This window comes from Bradyrhizobium sp. LA2.1 (assembly GCF_040547725.1).
Classification (GTDB): Bacteria; Pseudomonadota; Alphaproteobacteria; order Rhizobiales; family Xanthobacteraceae; genus Bradyrhizobium; species Bradyrhizobium barranii.
In genome coordinates this window covers 256,375-274,254 of record NZ_JBEPQI010000002.1, presented here as the reverse complement: position 1 = coordinate 274,254, position 17,880 = coordinate 256,375, and the positions used below count along the sequence as shown (strand labels likewise).

General features: G+C 62.1%; 17 protein-coding genes and 1 pseudogene. 9 read left to right on the top strand and 9 right to left on the bottom strand.

Translation table 11 applies throughout. From position 1 onward, the window contains the following. Positions 1-101 precede the first annotated feature (101 nt). From ABIB95_RS04170 to ABIB95_RS04155, 4 genes are all read right to left on the bottom strand, one after another. On the bottom strand, positions 102-902 hold the full coding sequence (locus ABIB95_RS04170) for an APH(6)-I family aminoglycoside O-phosphotransferase (RefSeq protein WP_354237997.1): 801 nt from the start codon (positions 900-902) through the stop codon (positions 102-104). 303 nt (positions 903-1,205) lie between these two features. Next, complete coding sequence (locus ABIB95_RS04165) at positions 1,206-3,491, bottom strand: COG1361 family protein (RefSeq protein WP_354237996.1); 2,286 nt, start codon at positions 3,489-3,491, stop codon at positions 1,206-1,208. 101 nt (positions 3,492-3,592) lie between these two features. Then, the gene (locus ABIB95_RS04160; protein ID WP_354237995.1) at positions 3,593-3,889 is read right to left on the bottom strand and encodes a hypothetical protein; all 297 of its coding nucleotides are present in this window, start codon (positions 3,887-3,889) and stop codon (positions 3,593-3,595) included. Positions 3,890-4,148: 259 nt separating this feature from the next. Beyond that, on the bottom strand, positions 4,149-5,093 hold the full coding sequence (locus tag ABIB95_RS04155) for an AraC family transcriptional regulator (RefSeq protein ID WP_354238153.1): 945 nt from the start codon (positions 5,091-5,093) through the stop codon (positions 4,149-4,151). On the opposite strand from ABIB95_RS04155, the gene ABIB95_RS04150 reads away from it, so the two are divergent. The 4 genes from ABIB95_RS04150 (at position 5,037) to ABIB95_RS04135 (ending at position 7,709) form a co-directional block, all read left to right on the top strand. Then, positions 5,037-5,162 (top strand): hypothetical protein, encoded by a 126-nt coding sequence (locus tag ABIB95_RS04150; protein ID WP_354238164.1) that lies wholly within the window; start codon positions 5,037-5,039, stop codon positions 5,160-5,162. The genes ABIB95_RS04155 and ABIB95_RS04150 overlap by 57 nt on opposite strands. Before the next feature lie 167 nt (positions 5,163-5,329). Continuing rightward, positions 5,330-6,100, top strand: coding sequence for an alpha/beta hydrolase (locus tag ABIB95_RS04145; RefSeq protein WP_354237994.1), 771 nt, complete (start codon positions 5,330-5,332; stop codon positions 6,098-6,100). A 175-nt stretch (positions 6,101-6,275) separates the two neighbouring features. After that, the gene (locus ABIB95_RS04140; protein ID WP_354237993.1) at positions 6,276-7,151 is read left to right on the top strand and encodes an alpha/beta fold hydrolase; all 876 of its coding nucleotides are present in this window, start codon (positions 6,276-6,278) and stop codon (positions 7,149-7,151) included. A 63-nt stretch (positions 7,152-7,214) separates the two neighbouring features. Then, complete coding sequence (locus ABIB95_RS04135; protein WP_354237992.1) at positions 7,215-7,709, top strand: DUF302 domain-containing protein; 495 nt, start codon at positions 7,215-7,217, stop codon at positions 7,707-7,709. Between the two features lie 49 nt (positions 7,710-7,758). Here the strand turns inward: ABIB95_RS04135 and ABIB95_RS04130 are convergent. Further along, positions 7,759-8,031, bottom strand: a pseudogene (locus tag ABIB95_RS04130) (MFS transporter); the annotation flags it as partial. Between the two features lie 372 nt (positions 8,032-8,403). On the opposite strand from ABIB95_RS04130, the gene ABIB95_RS04125 reads away from it, so the two are divergent. Beyond that, a complete protein-coding gene (locus tag ABIB95_RS04125; protein WP_354237991.1) occupies positions 8,404-9,474 on the top strand; it encodes a phosphatase PAP2 family protein in 1,071 nt (356 codons plus the stop codon). A 256-nt stretch (positions 9,475-9,730) separates the two neighbouring features. Here ABIB95_RS04125 and ABIB95_RS04120 read toward each other — a convergent pair whose 3' ends face one another. After that, a complete protein-coding gene (locus ABIB95_RS04120) occupies positions 9,731-10,627 on the bottom strand; it encodes a LysR family transcriptional regulator (RefSeq protein ID WP_354237990.1) in 897 nt (298 codons plus the stop codon). A 289-nt stretch (positions 10,628-10,916) separates the two neighbouring features. Here ABIB95_RS04120 and ABIB95_RS04115 point away from each other — a divergent pair, with 289 nt between their 5' ends. Together ABIB95_RS04115 and ABIB95_RS04110 are read left to right on the top strand one after the other, a co-directional pair. Then, entirely contained in the window at positions 10,917-11,651 is a 735-nt protein-coding gene (locus ABIB95_RS04115; protein WP_354238152.1) for an SDR family NAD(P)-dependent oxidoreductase, read from the top strand. 16 nt (positions 11,652-11,667) lie between these two features. Further along, positions 11,668-12,267, top strand: a complete 600-nt coding sequence (locus ABIB95_RS04110) for an NADPH-dependent F420 reductase (RefSeq protein WP_354237989.1) — start codon at positions 11,668-11,670, stop codon at positions 12,265-12,267. A 196-nt stretch (positions 12,268-12,463) separates the two neighbouring features. On the opposite strand, the gene ABIB95_RS04105 is transcribed toward ABIB95_RS04110, so the two are convergent. The 3 genes from ABIB95_RS04105 to guaA all read right to left on the bottom strand — a co-directional run bounded on the left by ABIB95_RS04105 (position 12,464) and on the right by guaA (position 16,689). Next, positions 12,464-13,366, bottom strand: a complete 903-nt coding sequence (locus ABIB95_RS04105) for an HNH endonuclease (RefSeq protein WP_354237988.1) — start codon at positions 13,364-13,366, stop codon at positions 12,464-12,466. A gap of 467 nt (positions 13,367-13,833) precedes the next feature. After that, the gene (locus ABIB95_RS04100; RefSeq protein WP_354237987.1) at positions 13,834-14,976 is read right to left on the bottom strand and encodes a hypothetical protein; all 1,143 of its coding nucleotides are present in this window, start codon (positions 14,974-14,976) and stop codon (positions 13,834-13,836) included. 114 nt (positions 14,977-15,090) lie between these two features. Further along, positions 15,091-16,689 (bottom strand): glutamine-hydrolyzing GMP synthase, encoded by a 1,599-nt coding sequence (gene guaA / locus ABIB95_RS04095; protein ID WP_354238151.1) that lies wholly within the window; start codon positions 16,687-16,689, stop codon positions 15,091-15,093. Between the two features lie 149 nt (positions 16,690-16,838). Here guaA and ABIB95_RS04090 point away from each other — a divergent pair, with 149 nt between their 5' ends. Beyond that, positions 16,839-17,210 (top strand): nuclear transport factor 2 family protein, encoded by a 372-nt coding sequence (locus ABIB95_RS04090; RefSeq protein ID WP_354237986.1) that lies wholly within the window; start codon positions 16,839-16,841, stop codon positions 17,208-17,210. Positions 17,211-17,460: 250 nt separating this feature from the next. Next, a complete protein-coding gene (locus ABIB95_RS04085) occupies positions 17,461-17,793 on the top strand; it encodes a DHCW motif cupin fold protein (RefSeq protein WP_063983785.1) in 333 nt (110 codons plus the stop codon). Positions 17,794-17,880: the final 87 nt, after the last annotated feature.

Genomic DNA, 17,880 nt, shown 5'->3' with positions numbered 1-17,880 from the left:
GCGTTTGCGTCTTGGCGCGGCCGCTCGCGCGGGTCCGCGTCATGAGCGAGCACTCGCGCGCCGAGGCTAAGCGAGCAAGCGGCGAGCTGTTGTATTGATGGTCAGGTCGATGGCGGCGCCCTGCTCGTCGCCGTCGCCATGAACCAGGCTGCCGACAACCCCGTCCACGCAACGATCCAGCGAAGCAGCCGCTCGGGCTGAAGTCCCGTCACGGCGACCACGATATCCAGCCGGGCCTCCAGTCGACCCGGCAGGGTCGCAAGCGGACGGCCGGGATCGCTGAGGTCGGGGTTCGTGAAGATGTTAGCATAGTCGAATGTTCGTTCGCCGACGAGCCCATGCGGGTCGATCGCCAGCCATCCCCGCTCACCGAAGTCGAGCACATTCTCGTGGTGCAGGTCGCCGTGCAGCGGACCGATGGCGCGTGGCGCGGCCAGGAGTTGGCGGGCGATGTCGGCGGCGGGCGCGAGTGCCGCGTGGTCCGGGGCGAGCTGGAAGAGCGGCTGAAACCAGTCTTCCAGCGGGTGCAGGTCGGGAAGCGGGCCGGACCGCTTCGCGTGCAGCCGCGCCGCCGTGTCGCAGAGGATCCGGCATGCCTCCTCGTCCCGGCCCGACCAGGCCATCTGCGCGAGATCACCGGCTCCCGAGGCCCGTTCCATCAGCAGAGCGTCCGCACTCGAGGCAAAGACCCTGGCTGCGCCCTGACCGTCCCACCAGGTCAGAAGACGATAGCCCGCCCCCTCAGCGGGAATACGGGCAACCTTGAGCATTGCAGGCCGGCCCTCATGCCGGACCGGCAGGACCCAGCTGGAATGGGTGGTCAGCAGTGCCCCGTCCGGAACCAGACGCCATCGTTCAAGCCAAATTGCGACTGGCGCTGGAATATGGGGATGCGAGTCCATGGGGTCATCACCTGAGATCATATCCGGCGCTCTGTCTGCCGAGACTTGATCAATCATGCGGCCGGCCGCCACCGTTTCGTTGCAGCGATACCCTTTTCACGTTTTCGTTTTCCTTTCCCGTGGCCAAAGAGTCGCGCTTTCGCATCATCCGCAGGATGACCGCTGCAATCACGCTTGCTGGCCACGTCGGACACCGCCCTATTCACGTGCCGTCGGTGGACGTGACGGCGCACCTGCGACGACACGGTCGCAGGTGCGCTCGCCCATGACACCGATGGTCTTCACCGGGCTCTGGCGAAACCGTTACCGCTTTCGCCCCGTGCGCCCCTTTGCCTTCGCCGCGCGTTTGCGGCCTGGGGCGGCTGCTCGCGCCGGTCCGCGTGGCGTACGGCCGCCGGTCTCAGTGGACAGTTCGGGACGCAACCTGGCGAGCTTGGCGCGATCGGGCAGCATGTCGGCAAAACCGTCGATCGCGCGCGGCGCGGTCGTATCGTCGCCGGCCGCAGCCGTTGCGGCGCGCGCGCCTGACGGCACTGCGGTCTGGCTGAGCGCCTGCAACCGCCGGCACGCTTCACCGAGGTGATAGGCATCGCCGCCGAGCGCCACCCATTTGCCGACCTCGGGATGCAGCACGAGATTGGCCGAATGGTTGTCGCTCGCGCTGGTCGGATAGTCGACGAACACGTCGATGCCCGACTGCACGCCAACCATCACGCCCTGCGCCGACCACGACACCGCGACGTCGACGCGGTAGCGGCCCGGTTTCTCGAAGGCGAAGCCCGCCGTGCTCCAGAACACCTTCGCTGACGCCGTGACGCTCTTGCCGGGCTCAAGCTCGCCCAGCTTCGCGTGCTCGCACAGGATCACGAACGGCCTGACCGGACGCTCGTGCCCCTCGCCGTCGGTGACGGTGATCGATGCGAACAGGGCCTCGGTGCTGACGTCGTTCGGCGCGCGCAGCGACACGCCGCTGGTGTTCGTCATGGTCCAGGTCAGATCCAGCGGCTGGCCGAGCGCGACGCGGTCGGTCGTGGCCGTGACCGTCAGCGCCAGCTCGGAAGGTTCGAAGTCGTGCCGGTCGGCGGCTTGCGGCGCACCGGTCGGGAACCAGCTTGCGAACGGCCATCCGCCCGGACGAATGACCGGATCGGGCATGTGGTTGAGGTGATGACGGACGTTGGTGTTGTGCGCGAGCGCGATCTGATCCGGGAACACGCCGGGTGCGCCGGTCGCGGGACCGCCGAGCACGTCCGCGACACTCGGCGTCGTGGTCATGATCGAGTTGTCGGCCGCCGTCTCCTGCTCCTGATGGATCTGGTTCAGCGTATGCGTCAGCTCGTGGGTCGCGCTGCGCAGGAACGCTCGCGGCACGTCGCGTTGCTTCTTGTTCGCGGCGAGACCGAAGTTCGAGGAGTCCGAGACGGGATAGCCGTCATCGGAGAAGCTGGCGCAGCCTTCGCGAGGTACGCCGATCTGGTCGTACATGATGCCGCGCGAGCAGCCGAGCTTGGCGGGCACCACGATCATGTGCACGCGCCATTCGGTGTCCAGATTGGTCGCGGGATTGCGTACGGTCGTCATCAGCGCATGCAGATCCGCTGAGCTCCAGCAATTGGTCGCCACCACGCCTGATGGCACCGGAACGTTGAGCTGGTCCTGCACCACCGACAGCTGCCAGCCGGTCTTCGCAAAGACCGTGTCGAAGAACTCGGTGCCACCGGCACCGTCAGGCACCGGCGCGGGCCGGACGGCTCCGACCAGCGTGTCGATCTCCAGCGTGGCGCGGCGGAAGAACTTCGACACCCAGGCGAGCGTGATGCTGCCCTTGTCCACGCCGCCCTCGAACAGCCGGCCCTGGTAGAACGGGCCGCCGGTCAGGGAGAACGGAAACGGCGCCGGCACCTTTGAAAGCTTCATCGTCACGGTGCGCGACGGCGAAGCCGGGAACGTGCCTTTGAACTGGCCGGCCGGCGGCTGCGTGTAATTGAACTGCTCGGCTGTGATCGTCAGCTCGCACTTCTTCGGCGGCGGGACCGCGACAGGCGCAGACACGCTGGTCACCCTGAGATAGGAATGATAGCGCGCGCGGGGGAAGATGGGGATCCGCGGCCTGCGGATCGGAAACGGAATCAGGGGGTCATCGAGCGCACTGAGCGAACCGGCCAGGCTCGTCAATCCCGAGCCCGCCGCCGCTTCATCTTCGTCCGCGTCGCCCACCGGCACCACGGGCCCCACCGGCGGGATCGGACCGATCACCGGCCGGCGCGAGTAGAGATCGCCGCTGACGATCAGATGGTCGGCGCCGCCGTCGGGTGCCGAGCGATCGACGCGCAGCGTGCCTTCAAAGGTCACGAAGCCCGCGGTCGGCCTGAAGTTGATCTGGTAGCAGCCTTCGCGGAAGTCGAGCCTGCACAGCCTGAACGGCGGAAACGGCTGCAGATCGGTCGAGGCCGGCTGATCGCCGGACTCCTCGTCGCTGAAGCTGATTTGGCGCGACAGGGGGACTTGCGGCTTCATCGCGGGCTCGACCGATGCCGCGGTCATCTTGGAAAGGCTGCCACTCGATTCATGCTCTGAGCAATTGCACATGTCGTCTTCTCCTCGTTGAAAGGGTGAGACGATCGACGTGAGCATCGGGCTCGTTCGCGGGTACAGCCGCGTTATTTCGGTCAGCTGTGGCGTGCGCAGTCCTACGCGCGCCGATAGGTCACGACACAGCCCTCTGAATCCGTAAACTCAAATCGGTCGGCCTTGAGTGAAATGCGATAGGTCACAAGTTCATCAGTCGCCGTCCCGACGACGAGTGTGTTGGAATCTTCGAGACGGTAGATTCCCGCGTCCCACCACACCATGCCCTGCCCTGGTCCGCGCATGCCGCGGTAGGTGCCGGTCGAGAATGTGAGAGTGGCGGGGTACTTGTCTGCACACGCAGCCGACGTGGCTTTGGTCCACGTACCAACCATGCTCTGTTCGTGTTTGTCAGCCATAGTGTCTCCATAGCTCTCATCGGCCGAGCGGCCGATTGGAGGCTATTTCAACATGCCGTTCTGGCGTGTGCAGCTCATTTGAGGCTGATGTGATGGCGGGTGTGTCAAATCGACTAAATTCACCACGTTCAATCACAACAGGTACTCTATCGCAGCATTGACGCAAGCGTGCGTGTGAGATGCTTCACACCGAAGGTGCGACAATTGAGCACCGGCGATGAGAGCGAGATGAAAGCGCGGCGGAGCAACTGACGCACGTTCAATCGGAGACGTTCACTTCCGAACCGTGCGGTTGACCTTGGTGTCCATCAAGGCGCTGAGAGGTCCGGTAGCGGCCGGGCGACATGCCATGATGTCGATGAAAGAGTTTCGAAAACGCCGCCGCTGTCTCGTACCCGACCTGGCTCGCGATCCGTGCGATGGGCTCATCGCTGGTTTCGAGCAGGAACGCCGCTTCCGCCATCCGGCGTTCGATCACATAGCGGTGCATCGACTGGCCGACGAGCTTGGTGAAGCGGGCCGAGAATACGGAGCGGCCGAGCCCCACGCGATGGCCGAGGTCGCTCAGGGTCCAGGGCCGCTCCGGGTTTTCGTGGATCAACTTGAGCGCCGGTCCGATATGCGGGTCCGATATGGCCCCAAGCCAGCCGCCTTGCCCGGGACTGAGAGACGCGATCCAGCTTCGGAGCACCTCGACAAACAGCACTTCCGTCAGTCGTGAGAGCGCAACGCGCTGGCCGGGACGCTCGAGCGCGGACTCGCTCACCATGCGACGCAGGATCGCTTCGAGCCAGCCACCGTCCGCCGTCGGCTTCAACAGAAGCACGGGCGGAAGCATCTCCAGCACGCTGCTGAACGAAGGCCGCGACACGGTGAAATTGCCGCAGATCATGGTCGAGAGCGGCTTGGAACGGCCGCCGTGACGAACGACGCCAAGACGTGCCGACGATCGATCGAGGTCCACAATCTGCAAAGGCTTGGCCCGGCGATCCGAATAAAACACATGGGGCTCGCCGCGTGTGATGACGACAAAATCGCCCTCGGTCATCTGGATTTCTTGTCCGAGTTCGAGCGCGAGGGTCGCGGAGCCCCGACTGAGATAGTGAAACAGCGCGTAGGGACGCGCCGGCAGCGCCAGATTCCAGGGATGGCCGAGCTCGAAGTGGAACAGCAGCGTCCCACCGAGACGAACGCGATCGAGCACTTGGGCGAGGATGTCCATGCCGCCGAAGTTAGTCCGGTGGACGGTCGGACACAACATCCGGACGATTGATCCCTACCGTCCGAAAACCCTGCGAACTAGGTCATGTCGCGGCGGGCCGACGTCATGTGCGGCAACCATTTCGCCAACGGCGGATGGAAGAAACCGCGACCTTGCAGGAAACGCCTGTCCATTCCCCCCGGACCTTATTCCGTCCGACATATCAACAGGAACAATCAATGCTAAATGTCCTTCTCTCAGCCGCCACCGTACTCCTGGCCGGAACAGCATGGGTCGGCCCCGCCCATTCCGCTGAGCTGCCCAAGGGAGCAGCCCACAACATCGTGCTCGTGCACGGCGCTTTCGTGGACCAGACGAGCTGGCAGCCCGTTGCCGATATTCTGTCGAAGAAGGGCTACAACGTCACGCTCGTGGAAAATCCGCTCACTTCGCTCGCCGCCGACGTCGATGCCACCAAGCAGGCGCTCGCGAAACAGGACGGCAAGACCGTTCTGGTCGGCCATTCATGGGGCGGCGTGGTGATCACGCAAGCCGGCAACGATCCCAAGGTCTCGGCGCTGGTCTATGTCTCCGCCTTCGCGCCGGAGGTCGGTCAATCCCTGGCGTTGCTGGCCAAAGACGGCCCGCAGACCGAAGGCGTCAAGGCAATCCATCCCGACGCGAAGGGCAATCTGTATATCGATCCCAAGCTGTTTCCGTCAGCCGTCGCGGCTGACCTTCCTCCTGAGATCGCCGAGCACCTGGCCAACTCGCAGCTTCCGCTGAGCCTCGCTGCGTTCGAGGCGCCTGTCAGCATTGCGGCCTGGCGCGACAAGCCGACGTTCTACGTCATCACCACGAAGGACAAAGTCATCGCGCCCGAGGTCCAGAAATTGTTCGCAGCCAGGATGAAGGCTCAGACGACGGAAGTCGCCGGCAGCCATGCCTCGCTCGTGGTCCATGCGAAGGAAGTCGCTGAGGTCATCGAGAAGGCCGCGCTCGCGAAGTGACGAACCTGCTCCCGGCGCTGTCGCGCCGGGAGCGCACACGCTCGCTCGGAGGAATGCGGAACGCCTCGGACCGCGATGGCGCGAAGCGCCAGCGACATCCTGGAGGAAGGTTTCGGTCGCCGCGCTACGTGCCTCACCCGCTCGATCATTTCATGCCAAGCATCCGGAGTACGATATGACTCAACGCGACATCGCGAACCAGGACGCCCTCACACTCGAAACGGCGCCAACCCGTTACATCGAAGGCCAGGGAATCCGCTTCGCCTATCGCCGTCTCGGCCCCGCGACTGGAACACCGCTGGTTCTTCTGCAGCACTTCTCGGGAAACATCGACGGATGGGATCCCGCCGTCGTCAACGCTCTGGCCGCTGATCGCCCCGTGATCGCCTTTGACAACGCAGGGGTCGGCCGGTCGACCGGTCAAACGCCCGACAACGTCGCGACGATGGCACGAGACGCCGTGGATTTCATCGACTTGCTCGGCCTCCTCGAAGTGGACCTGCTTGGCTTTTCTCTCGGCGGCTGCGTCGCTCAGCAGATCGCCGCCGAACACGGACAGTTGGTCCGCAAGCTCATACTCGTCGGTACCGCGCCGAAAGGCGGAGAGGAACACCTGTTGGCGGTTCTGCAGGAAGCGTTTTCCCAAACCGATGCGCCGGACCCCCGCCTGCCGCTGTTCTTCACGAATTCATCCGCCAGTCGGTCGTCCGGCTTGGCCTTCCTGAAGAGGACCAAGGTGCGCAAGGATGATCGGGACACCGATAACGGCAGCGCGGTAACCGATCCACAGGCCAAGGCGCTGATCACCTGGTGCGCCACACCTGATCCCGGGCACGCCATTCTGCGCGCTATCCGCCAGCCCGTTCTTGTGGTCAGCGGCAGCCACGACACCATGCTGCCTGCGAACAACGCTTACGCAATGTCTAGGGAACTGAGCAACGCTCAGTTGGTCCTCTATCCCGATTCAGGGCACGGCGCGCTGTTTCAGCACCACGACATCTTCGTCAGCCACGTCCGGACTTTCCTGGATGCCCAACCCGCGGCCGCATGACACAAGGCGCGTTCTGACGGGATCAGGCGCACTTTATCAATGAGAGTTGTTACAGAGGACAAAATGACAATCGCTAAAATCGAAGTGGAGCGCTTCAGCCTCACGAGCTTAAAATCATTCGATACTATTGTGGCGGCGCTCAAGTCGGCGGTCGGGCAGCCCAACATGGTCGAATTTTTCAAGGAAACGAGGGCGACAAATTCCTTCCCGGATTTGGAGCGCGTTGTACGAAGCGGCCTCGGCCGAACGGACCTTATGCTTTTCGCGGAATTTGACTTGGGCGACATTCTGCGTCGCGAAGCCGGATCCAAGACACCTAAAATCATACGGCTTGTGATCGGCAATCCACTCATCATGAAAGAAATGGTCAAGCACGTGCCCGATGCTGGATCTTACGCTCCAGTCACGGTGCTCATTGATGAGCGTTCCGATGGCGTGCATGTCTCTTACGACAAAATGGAGAGTTTTCTGCTGCCTTATGGCAATTCGGACGCACTCTCCGTCGCCCGAAATCTTGATACGAAAATCACAACCTTGCTACGCGAATGTGCAAGCTGAACGCCCTCGACGTCTTCGGCCGATGGAAGTGCGATGGCCGGCTCGCCAGCTACGCCGTCCGCAGCACCGGCGCGGGCGGCTGCCACGGCCGGATCAGCGCGAACGCGACCTGGATGAGGCCGCCGGCCAAGCCCAGCGCCACGCCGGTGCGCCAGGCCATGGTGTAGGAGCCGAGCGCGTCGTAGGGCACCCCTCCTCGGTAGGCGCCGAGGAAGCTGCCGATCTGGTGGCTCATGAAGGCGAGGCCCTGGATCATCGCCTGCCAGCGCAGGCCGAACATCTCGGCGACCGCGCCCGCGACCAGCGGGCCGACGCCCGTCCACGCGCAAAGAGCGGATAGCCTCGCACATTGAGTGCACTGTCACTGTAATCGCGAGTTCGGTCGAGAGGCCGGCGGCGTCGCCCGTCATGATGGCCCGCACAGCACGCGCGAAGGCAAATCCCAGCGCGGCGCACCAGCAATGCCGGTTCGCTTTGCGCCCAGAATCCGCCCTCCTCGTCGGTTCGCTTTGTGAATGGTCCTGATGGGCGCTCGACAAACGAGGATAATGGCTCTCGTTCACCCGCCGTTAACCTGGAACTTCTTTCGATTGTGCGACACGTCTTGCGCAACCCCTGATTATGATCGACTTTAGGTTGATAACGACGCTCATGCGAACCCATCGGTTCGTTTTGATTGCAAGGTTCGCTGGGAATGAAATCCGACGCAAGAATGACGGCGGTCAAGGGAAGCGCCGAGCCGCCGAGAAACTCACATAAAATCGACGAGGATCCTCAAGCCGCCTGGCAGCTGTTCAACGCAAACTGGTTGATCATTGCCGTTATGGGGAGTCTGCTCGCGTTAGGGCTGACGTCCACCAATCTTCGTCTCGAACCGATCGCGTTTGGCACAACGCTGGCGATCGCGGCGGCACTGCTCGCTGTCTCTTATCATCATCGGCTGACCAGGGGTGATCGCACCGATCCGAAGCTCTTTTTCTCGCTCGGAACGATTGGACAGGTCATTCTCACCTGCGCCATCGTAGGACCGCTTAGTTATGTCGCGGGAGCAATAGGGTATCCTCTCCAGGATCAGGCGCTGCTCTCTGTGGATCGCGCACTTGGTTTGGATCCCGAGCCTATCGTTCGGTACGTCAACGACCACCCATGGCTTGCGATCATCTTGTCGCGCGCATATGGGCTGATCAAATGGCCACTGCTCGGCATTCCCATTGTACTCGTCCTCACGGCGCAGTACGCACGGCTGCAATTGTTTGTGCTCGCAATGAGTGTTGCGCTCGCGGTCGCAATCGCCATCTCTGTATTCGTGCCGGCCATCGGCACCTACTACGGATTGCAGCTGCCACCGGCTCGGTACCCGAACATCGACACATCGGTCTATGCCGGACAATTGCGGGACATCCTGGCCTTGCGTGACGGAAGCCTGCGCGAACTCCGACTTTTCAAGCTGGCCGGTATCGTTTCATTCCCGAGCTTCCATGCCGCGTCAGCCGTGCTCTACATGTGGGCGTTGTGGCCGGTACGTGCCGTGGGAGGCATCGCGGCAGCTATCAATATCCTGATGATCGCGGCGACCCCCGTGATCGGCGCACATTACATCATCGATGTTGTTGGCGGCATTCTGCTCGCCGTAGCATCAATCCTGGCGGCGACGAGTTATCTCAAATGGCTCAACCGGACCCAGAGGACATGCGCCGCGTCGGCACCCGACTGGCCGCAAAAGCTCGTCAATTGTGCGAACGGCAGCCAGACACTCTCGCATTAAGTTGGAGGTTGGTGGTGCGTTTCTTCAAGGCGCCTGGCTTGCCAACATGTCGGCAGCGATGGGTTCATCACAGAAGCATCGAAATGCAGCTGACCTGTCGACGGTCTCTGCAAGGACCGCTTCTGACCGTTCTGCGACATTCGCATCCGGTTGCGGTACGGCGCAACATTTCGCGGATTGAACGACGCCGCTTCAAGCGATCGCAGCTCGGCTTCCGACCGGATTACGGCAAGCGTCGCCGGCGGCCTGACGCACATCAGTCGCCCGATATGGACAGCCCCGCGAGAAGCGGCGCGTACGCGGCGAGCCTGCGGGATACGAACTCGGTGAAGAGCCGCACGCGCTTCGTCTTCCGCGTCTCGCCCTGCGTGAGAAGCCAGAGCGTTCCGTACATGTGCAGGTCGGTGCCCGGCACCCTCACCAGCAGGGGGTCGGCATCGCCGACGAAGCACGGCAGTGTCGTGATCCCGAGCCCTTGCCGTGCAGCAACGATCTGCGCTCCGGCATCTGTGACCCTGAACGGAACTTCGGCGGTGCGAACCTCACCCTCGTGGGCCCAATCCGGAATTCCATGAATGCTTATGACGATCCACCTGACGGGATCGGGCGCGCCCGCACGCCACGCGGCTAGTCGATCCCGGGACATGTAAACGCCGCCGAACAGCTCCGGTCCCTTCAGGCCGTGAAGATTGAGCGGCAGGGTTTTGCGGTCGTAGACGACGCGGATCGCGACGTCGGCCTCCCGGTTGGTCAGATTTGCCAGCTCGCCGAACGACAGGATGTCCATCTCGATGTCCGGATGCAGACGCGCGAAATCGGCGAAATCAGGCATGAGCAGGTGTGTCGCAAGCGGCGGTGCCAGCGTCACCCGCAGAAGCCCGCGCACGCTCTGGTCGCGGCCGAAGACGCGCGTCTCCAATTGGTGCGACGACGCTTCCATCTGGTCCGCGAGCTCGAGGACCTCCTCCCCCGCAGCCGTCAGGCGGTAGCCCGACGGCAGCTTCTCGAACATGAGCGCCCCGAGCCGCTCCTCCAGTTGGGCGACGCGTCGCAGCACGGTCGAATGGTTCACCCCGAGGCGCTCAGCGGCGGCTCGCACCGAGCCTCCACGCGCGACGGCAAGAAAATAGCGAACGTCATCCCAGTCGATCATGGTGCATTCCAGCACCGCCGGGGTGCGCCTTCCAAAGCCCGTCAAACACATCGAACAGCATCTCGTATGTGGGTAGCACAGGCGGTGATCGCAGCCCATGCCGCCAAGCGCGGCCCAATTCCGGACGGCGGACAGCGATCGCCACGGCTGGCGTCAATCGTCCAGCCGGATCGATTTCGCACCACCGATGTGCGCGCTTCCGCACTCAACGCCTGACGCCGGCAGACCTATGTCGAGGTCCTCGGGGGCCTCCCCGAACGACCAAAGACGGAGTCTCAAAGGAAAAGTCATGGGAAAGCTTGAAGGTAAGGTTGCAGTCGTCACGGGTGGATCAAGCGGGATGGCGCTGGCGAGCGCCAGGCGGTTCGTTGAAGAAGGCGCCTATGTCTTCATCACGGGCCGGAGGCAGGCGGCGCTCGACGAGGCCGTCAGGCTGATCGGCCGGAACGTGACCGGCGTGCGCGGCGACGCGGCCAATCTCGACGACCTCGACCGTCTGTTCGACACGGTCAAGCGGGACAAGGGCGGGATCGACGTCCTGTACGCAAGCGCCGGCATCGGCGAAGCCGTCCCACTGGGCGAGATTACCGAGCAGCATTTCGACGCGGCCTTCGGCCTGAATACGCGCGGCACGCTGTTCACGGTTCAGAAGGCCTTGCCGCTGTTGCGCGATGGCGGATCGATCTTCATGACCGGGTCAGTTGCGTCGGTGAAAGGTTTTCCCGGTTACGGCGTATATGCGGCGAGCAAGGCGGCGTTGCGCTCATTCGCACGCACGTGGCTCAACGAACTGAAGGGCAGGAATATCCGGGTGAACGTGCTGAGCCCGGGGCCGATCGCCACACCGATGCAGGACCAGGTTCTCACCGAGGAGGCGAAGCGGATGTTCGAATCCCTGATCCCGCGGGGAAAGATGGGTCGTCCTGAGGAAATTGCGGCGGTCGCGCTGTTTCTTGCCTCAGATGATTCGAGCTTCGTGAATGGGGTGGAGTTGTCTGTCGATGGCGGCTTCTCGGCCATCTGAAAATCGGAGAGACATTATGAGCTACGCGATTATAGGATTCGGTAAGATAGGCCAGGCCCTCGCCCGCGCCTTCGCCCGTAAGAACATCGAGGTAGCAGTCGCGAGCCGCCGGCCGCCCGAGGCGTTGGCGCCGCAGGCTCTGGCGATTGGCCCCACGGTCGTCGCCAAGTCGCTGCGGGAAGCAGTCGAGGCCGACACAATCATCCTGGCGGTCCCGTTCGGGGAGCATCGCGAGGTTGCGAAGGCCCTGTCGAGCTGGAAAGGCAAGACGGTCATCGACGCGATGAACGCGTTGGTTCCCCTCGAGGAGTTGGACGGTCTCCCGTCCTCCGCCTTCGTCGCGAAGGCGTTCACCGGCGCCAAGCTCGTGAAGGCTTTCAATCACCTGGTTGCGACCACCCTGGCTGCCGATCCGGTCGTCGAGGGCGGCCACCGGGTCGTCTTTCTGTCTGGTGATGACGAGGACGCGACCGCTCCCGTCGCGGCCTTGGCCAAACAACTCGGGTTCGCACCCGTCAAGCTGGGAAAGCTCAACGAGGGTGGCGCGCTGGTGCACGCACGCGGCGGCGTCTGGGGCCAACTCATCTTCCAGGATTTGTTTAGGAAGGAGCAGTAGTCGATCTACGACGTGTGATCGACGCCAAGAACTGGTCGCGCGCGCTTCGAGCAGCGCGCGACCGAATTGCGGTGACAGTGCATTCAACTCGCAAGCCTTTCTTGGCGAGCGATAGTTAAATGCACTGTCACCGTAATCTCGGGGCGGGAACAAGATGAAATCGCGGCGGCAGAGCGGTGCGCTGCCGCTTACATACTCATTGCTTAAAGCAATGCTCGCGGTGCCACCTTAAAAAATGCGGATGAGGCCGGTCCGATGGCCTCCTTGGCTCAAGCGCACGACCGGTCTTGTTGATGACCGATCGAACTCCTTCTAGATCGTTTGTCTGGCGCGAGATCAGTATTTCCAAATTATCGGCCAAGCTGATCAAACCACGATCGAACATCCAATGAGCGGTACCGGACAGTGCGATCCCATTGCTCACGATGTCCGGCCCATTTGCCTCCACAGGCCGTATGTGCGCCGCTGCGACCTCTGCGCGTCCCATTCCATTAATGAGCTTCAGCCCGGTGATGGCGCAGCGCTCATCGTAGGCACGCAGTACTATTCGACGAAAAACTCGATCGCGCAGAAGTCTCGATACCGTAAGGCTGACGCGATCTCGCTGCTGCTCAAATATGAACGGCGCCTGCTCTTTTTCGTCAAGTTGAGACAACCTAACATCGGCATCAACTCGGGGCAGCAGCGGTGCGCCCTCGGCGAAACCAAGCTCGAATATTCTATTGAAATCGTCGGGCGAGATTGGGCGGACTGCCGACTGAGCACGTCCCGAAATTCGCCCCTGCTCATTCAGGACGCCGCGTTCCACAGGACCCGCTGGCCCCTTGAAAGGAACCGGGTTGGCAAAATCGAGATAACTTCCGGGTTCAATCAACGCGAGATACATCCCCGAAGTAGCGGGATCGGGCATAACCTGCCGAACCCGAGCAATCGCAAAGTAGCCACGCGTCTCGGCGACCTTGCTAGGTTCGTAGTAGACGATCCAATCGCCGATGCAGGCCTCAACACGACGCAAATACTGACTGGGAAACTGATATCGTTCGGCCGGGCTGTCATCGTAGATCGAGTCCGATCGATGGATGAAGACGCCAAATCCCATGCTTCAGTTCAGCCTGTCGGAAGCGATACCCATTAATCTCGCCTGCACTTGCGATGGGTTTCGCTACGCTCTACCATCCTACGCGCTGACGGCAACTCTTGAGGGCGCGCAACGGACATGGACACTGGCTCAAGGACGGGCGGTGCAGCTGTCACATTACAAAGTAGGACCTTCGCTGCACTCTACTTGCTCCCGCTCCATCAAATCAGGACCGATTGCGGAGAGACTTTGGAACCTCATCATCACTGCTTCGCTGCGCCCTCTTAAGCAGACGCTCGAATTCAAGCCGACTGGTGTCCCGCTTCGGCGCTATTGCTATACGCCCTTTTTGAGCAGCCTCAATCTTCCGATTGGTAGCGCCGCTCTTCTTCAGCAGGTCGTCGTATTCTTCTCTATTGCTCTGGGCCATCGGCGGTCTCCATGCTTCGTTGATGGTCGGCTTGCTTGCCGCAAAAAGAACCGCGAATTCAGTTTAGGGTCGAAATATAGCTTTCTCTTTCCTTCAGGGATTCCAGCATCACGAGAGTTTCGGCCAATTCAGCAAGTTCATCGGTAGGAAGCGATCCAATTACCCGGCGCAACGGCCTGCTGTGCCTCTCGAAAACGTCGTTAGTCCACTTATCAGTATGCGTACTTACGGCCTCCTCCACCAGATCAGCTAAGTTCGGCGGATTCGCCCCCAGCTTTCCTGCAAAGTCCTGCAAGACATCCCGGAGATATGAACGAACCAAGTTGAACACGTCAGGGCCAAATCCCATTGTGAACGTATCTGCCATGGCAGTCGTAGCGAAAGCTTTGAAAAAGCCGGAGTCTCGCCGCGTGATTGCGTGATCTCCTTTCTCCATTGCACAGAGCCGCTCCCCGACGAATCCTAAGCAGGAGAACTCCACGTACGACGGAAAGAAGTCGTCGGTGCCGTAGCCAGCGATTACGATGCCAGTCTGCGACAGAAAGATTCCCGGCCTTCGAAAGAGCGCCTCAAGTCCGAGATCGATAAGACTGGCCTTATCCAGCGGCGCACTATCTGAAAACAGCCTCAAGTCCGCCTCGGCTTCGGCCTCCAGTCGCACAAGGTGCTTTGCCTTAGCCGCAGCAAGGTCCTCTTGTGTTAGTGGCGGCGCGAGAGGGAATGTTCTGGTGATAGCGATGTAATTATCGAGGGCCGCTTTCTTTGCTTCATTTGCGGCGGCTACGTCAGTCGCCACAGCCTTCACTGCATCATCATCGTTGATCATGTTCAGGAAGCGAATCATGATCTGATCAACGTTTTCGACCAAGAGTTCGTCGAGATATTTCGCAGGGAACAAGCCGCGATGATGCTCGATGAAGCTCAAAAACTGCAGCCCGTACTCTCGAACTGAACGAAACGATTTGGACGCGAACTCCGACCTGAACGTTTTGACAATGAGCTCCCACGGAATCCGCTGAAGGTCGGCAGAGTCGTAGATCATGATGCCAATAGGTTCGGAGTTCGAAAGTTGAAAAATCTTGTTCGACCCCTTGAAGTATCGCTCTTCCTTCTTGCCATCCTCCCAGCGCGAAACCGTTGCCGCACTGTCAGCGGCGAGCACCAACGAGTGACGGTTCATCACACAAATTTCTGAGGTCAAGTCCAGCCTCCGAGCAAAATCAGCAACCTAAGCTCCCACATAGAAGCAAAGCCAATCTTTCTCGTCTAGGTTGAATAGGAAAAACAGTTATACGACCTTAGGAGAGGCGCCCCCTCACTCCCACTCAATCGTCCCGGGCGGCTTGCTCGTCACGTCGTACACCACCCGGTTCACGCCCTTCACCTCGTTGATGATGCGCGTCGCGGTCTCGCCCAGGAACTTCATGTCGAACTGGTAGAAGTCCGCGGTCATGCCGTCGGTGGAGGTGACGGCGCGGAGGCCCACGACGTAGTCGTAGGTGCGGCCGTCGCCCATGACGCCCACCGTCTTCACGGGAAGCAGCACGGCGAAGGCCTGCCAGATGTCGTCGTAGAGGCCGTGCTTGCGGATCTGGTCGATGTAGACGGCATCGGCCTTGCGCAGGATGTCGAGTTTTTCGCGCGTGATGTCGCCGGGGCAGCGGATGGCGAGGCCGGGGCCCGGGAACGGGTGGCGGCCGACGAAGATTTCGGGGAGGCCGAGCTCGCGGCCGAGCTTGCGCACCTCGTCCTTGAACAGCTCGCGCAGCGGCTCGACGAGCTTCATGTTCATGCGCTCGGGCAGACCGCCGACATTGTGGTGCGACTTGATCGTCACCGAGGGGCCGCCGGTGAAGGAGACGCTCTCGATCACGTCGGGGTAGAGCGTGCCTTGCGCCAGGAAGTCGGCGCCGCCGATCTTCTTCGCCTCCGCCTCGAACACCTCGATGAAGAGGCGACCGATGGTCTTGCGCTTGGTCTCGGGATCGGTGACGCCTTCGAGCTCGCCCAAAAACTGCTTTGAGGCATCCACGTGCACGAGCGGGATGTTGTAGTGGTGGCGGAACAAATCGACCACGGTCTTGGCTTCGTCGAGGCGGAGCATGCCGTGGTCGACGAACACGCAGGTGAGCTGGTCGCCGATGGCTTCGTGGATCAGCACGGCCGCGACGGCTGAATCGACGCCGCCGGAGAGGCCGCAGAGCACCTTGCCCTTGCCGACCTGGGCGCGGATCTTCGCGATCTCCTCCTCGCGGAAGGCGCGCATGGTCCAGTCGCCGGAGAGGCCGGCGATCTTGCGGACGAAATTGCGGATCAGCTTGGCGCCGTCGGGCGTGTGCACCACTTCGGGGTGGAACATCAGGCCGTAGTATTTGCGCGTCTCGTCCTGGATGATCGCGAACGGCGCGTTCGGCGAGGTGCCGGCCACCGAGAAGCCCGGCGGCATTTTTGTGATGCGATCGCCATGGCTCATCCAGACCTGGTTCTTGCCGCCCGGCGACCAGACGTCCTCGAACAGCTTGCTCGGCGCCTTGACCTCGACATCGGCGCGACCGAACTCGCGGTGATGGCCGCCCTCGACGGTGCCGCCGAGTTGCTCCGCCATGGTCATCTGGCCGTAGCAGATGCCGAGCACCGGCACGCCGGAGGCGAAGATCAATTGCGGGGCGCGGGGCGAGCCGGCCTCATGCACCGATTCAGGCCCGCCGGAGAGGATCACCGCTTTCGGCTTCATCTCCTTGAAGGCCTCTTCGGCCTTGTTGAACGGGACGATCTCGCAATAGACGCCGTCCTCGCGCACGCGACGCGCGATCAGCTGCGTCACCTGGCTGCCGAAGTCGACGATGAGAATCTTGTCGTGCGCCGAGGCCACCGAGGGCGTCGACGCGGAGCGGTCGTTCTGTGCTGCTGTCATGGCCAGCAAATACGCGACCGTGCCCCTGCCCGCAACCGCGCGATGCGCGCGCCCACATTCTTCTTTGGGCATGGACAAATCGATATAGGTAAGTATTATTGACCTAATATGCCCTCACGCCAAACAGGGGGCTAATCAGGGAGAACGCGATGTCACAGCACCACCAGCCATCGACGCTTGCCGCACTCGGCCGGACCTGGGTCGAGGCCTGGAATGCGCGCGATCTCGAGCGCGTGCTGACACTCTACGCCGAGGACACCGTGATGACCTCCGACCGCATCCCCGCGATGGGGTTCAACGCCAGCGGCACCGTGCGCGGCAAGGACGCGTTGCGGGGGTATTGGGGCAAGGCGCTCGCCCTGCTGCCGGAGCTGCATTTTGCGCTGATCGACCTGTTCGTCAGCCCGGATAGCGTCGTGGTGTTTTACGAGAACGAGCGGGGGAAGCGGATCTGCGAGTATCTGCGGGTGAATGATGCGGGGCTGATCGTGCAGGGGTCGGCGAACCATTTGGCGCAGTGACGCTTGCGCGCATTGCTGTCGGCCACGCGCTTATCGTGTGCAGACGGTGCCGCCCCATCCACCGCTGTCATTCCCCGCGCAAGCGGGGAATCCAGTACGCCGCGGCTTTTCCGCATCACGGCGCGGCCTCTGGAATACTGGATCGCCCGATCAAGTCGGGCGATGACACCGAGTATCGCTCACGATGACGGAGACTGCCGGACGGGCGTGCGCTAACACTGCGCCCGCCGGCTCTGACATAGGATTCCCCATGAAACTCCCCGCCTCCCCCTTCACCGTCACAGACTGGAGCAAGGTTGAGGCCACCACGCATCCCGGCGAGACCGGGCAGGCCAAGTGGCGGACGCTCAACATCGGCGATCTCCGGGTGCGGATGGTCGAGTATTCGCCGGGCTATCTCGCCGACCATTGGTGCGACCGCGGCCACGTGCTCTACGTGCTCGAGGGCGAGCTCGACAGCGAGCTGCGCGACGGGCGGAAATTCAAGCTCACCGCGGGGATGAGCTACCAGGTCTCGGACTTCGGCGACGCCGCGCACCGGTCCTCGACGGCCACGGGGGCGACGCTTTTCATCGTGGATTGAGGGCTGTCGGGCGGCTCATTTGCACCGCAAAATAGCAAAGCCGCGCCATATGCCGGCCCACGGGTGGTGCCTTGAAGTAGCCCCAAA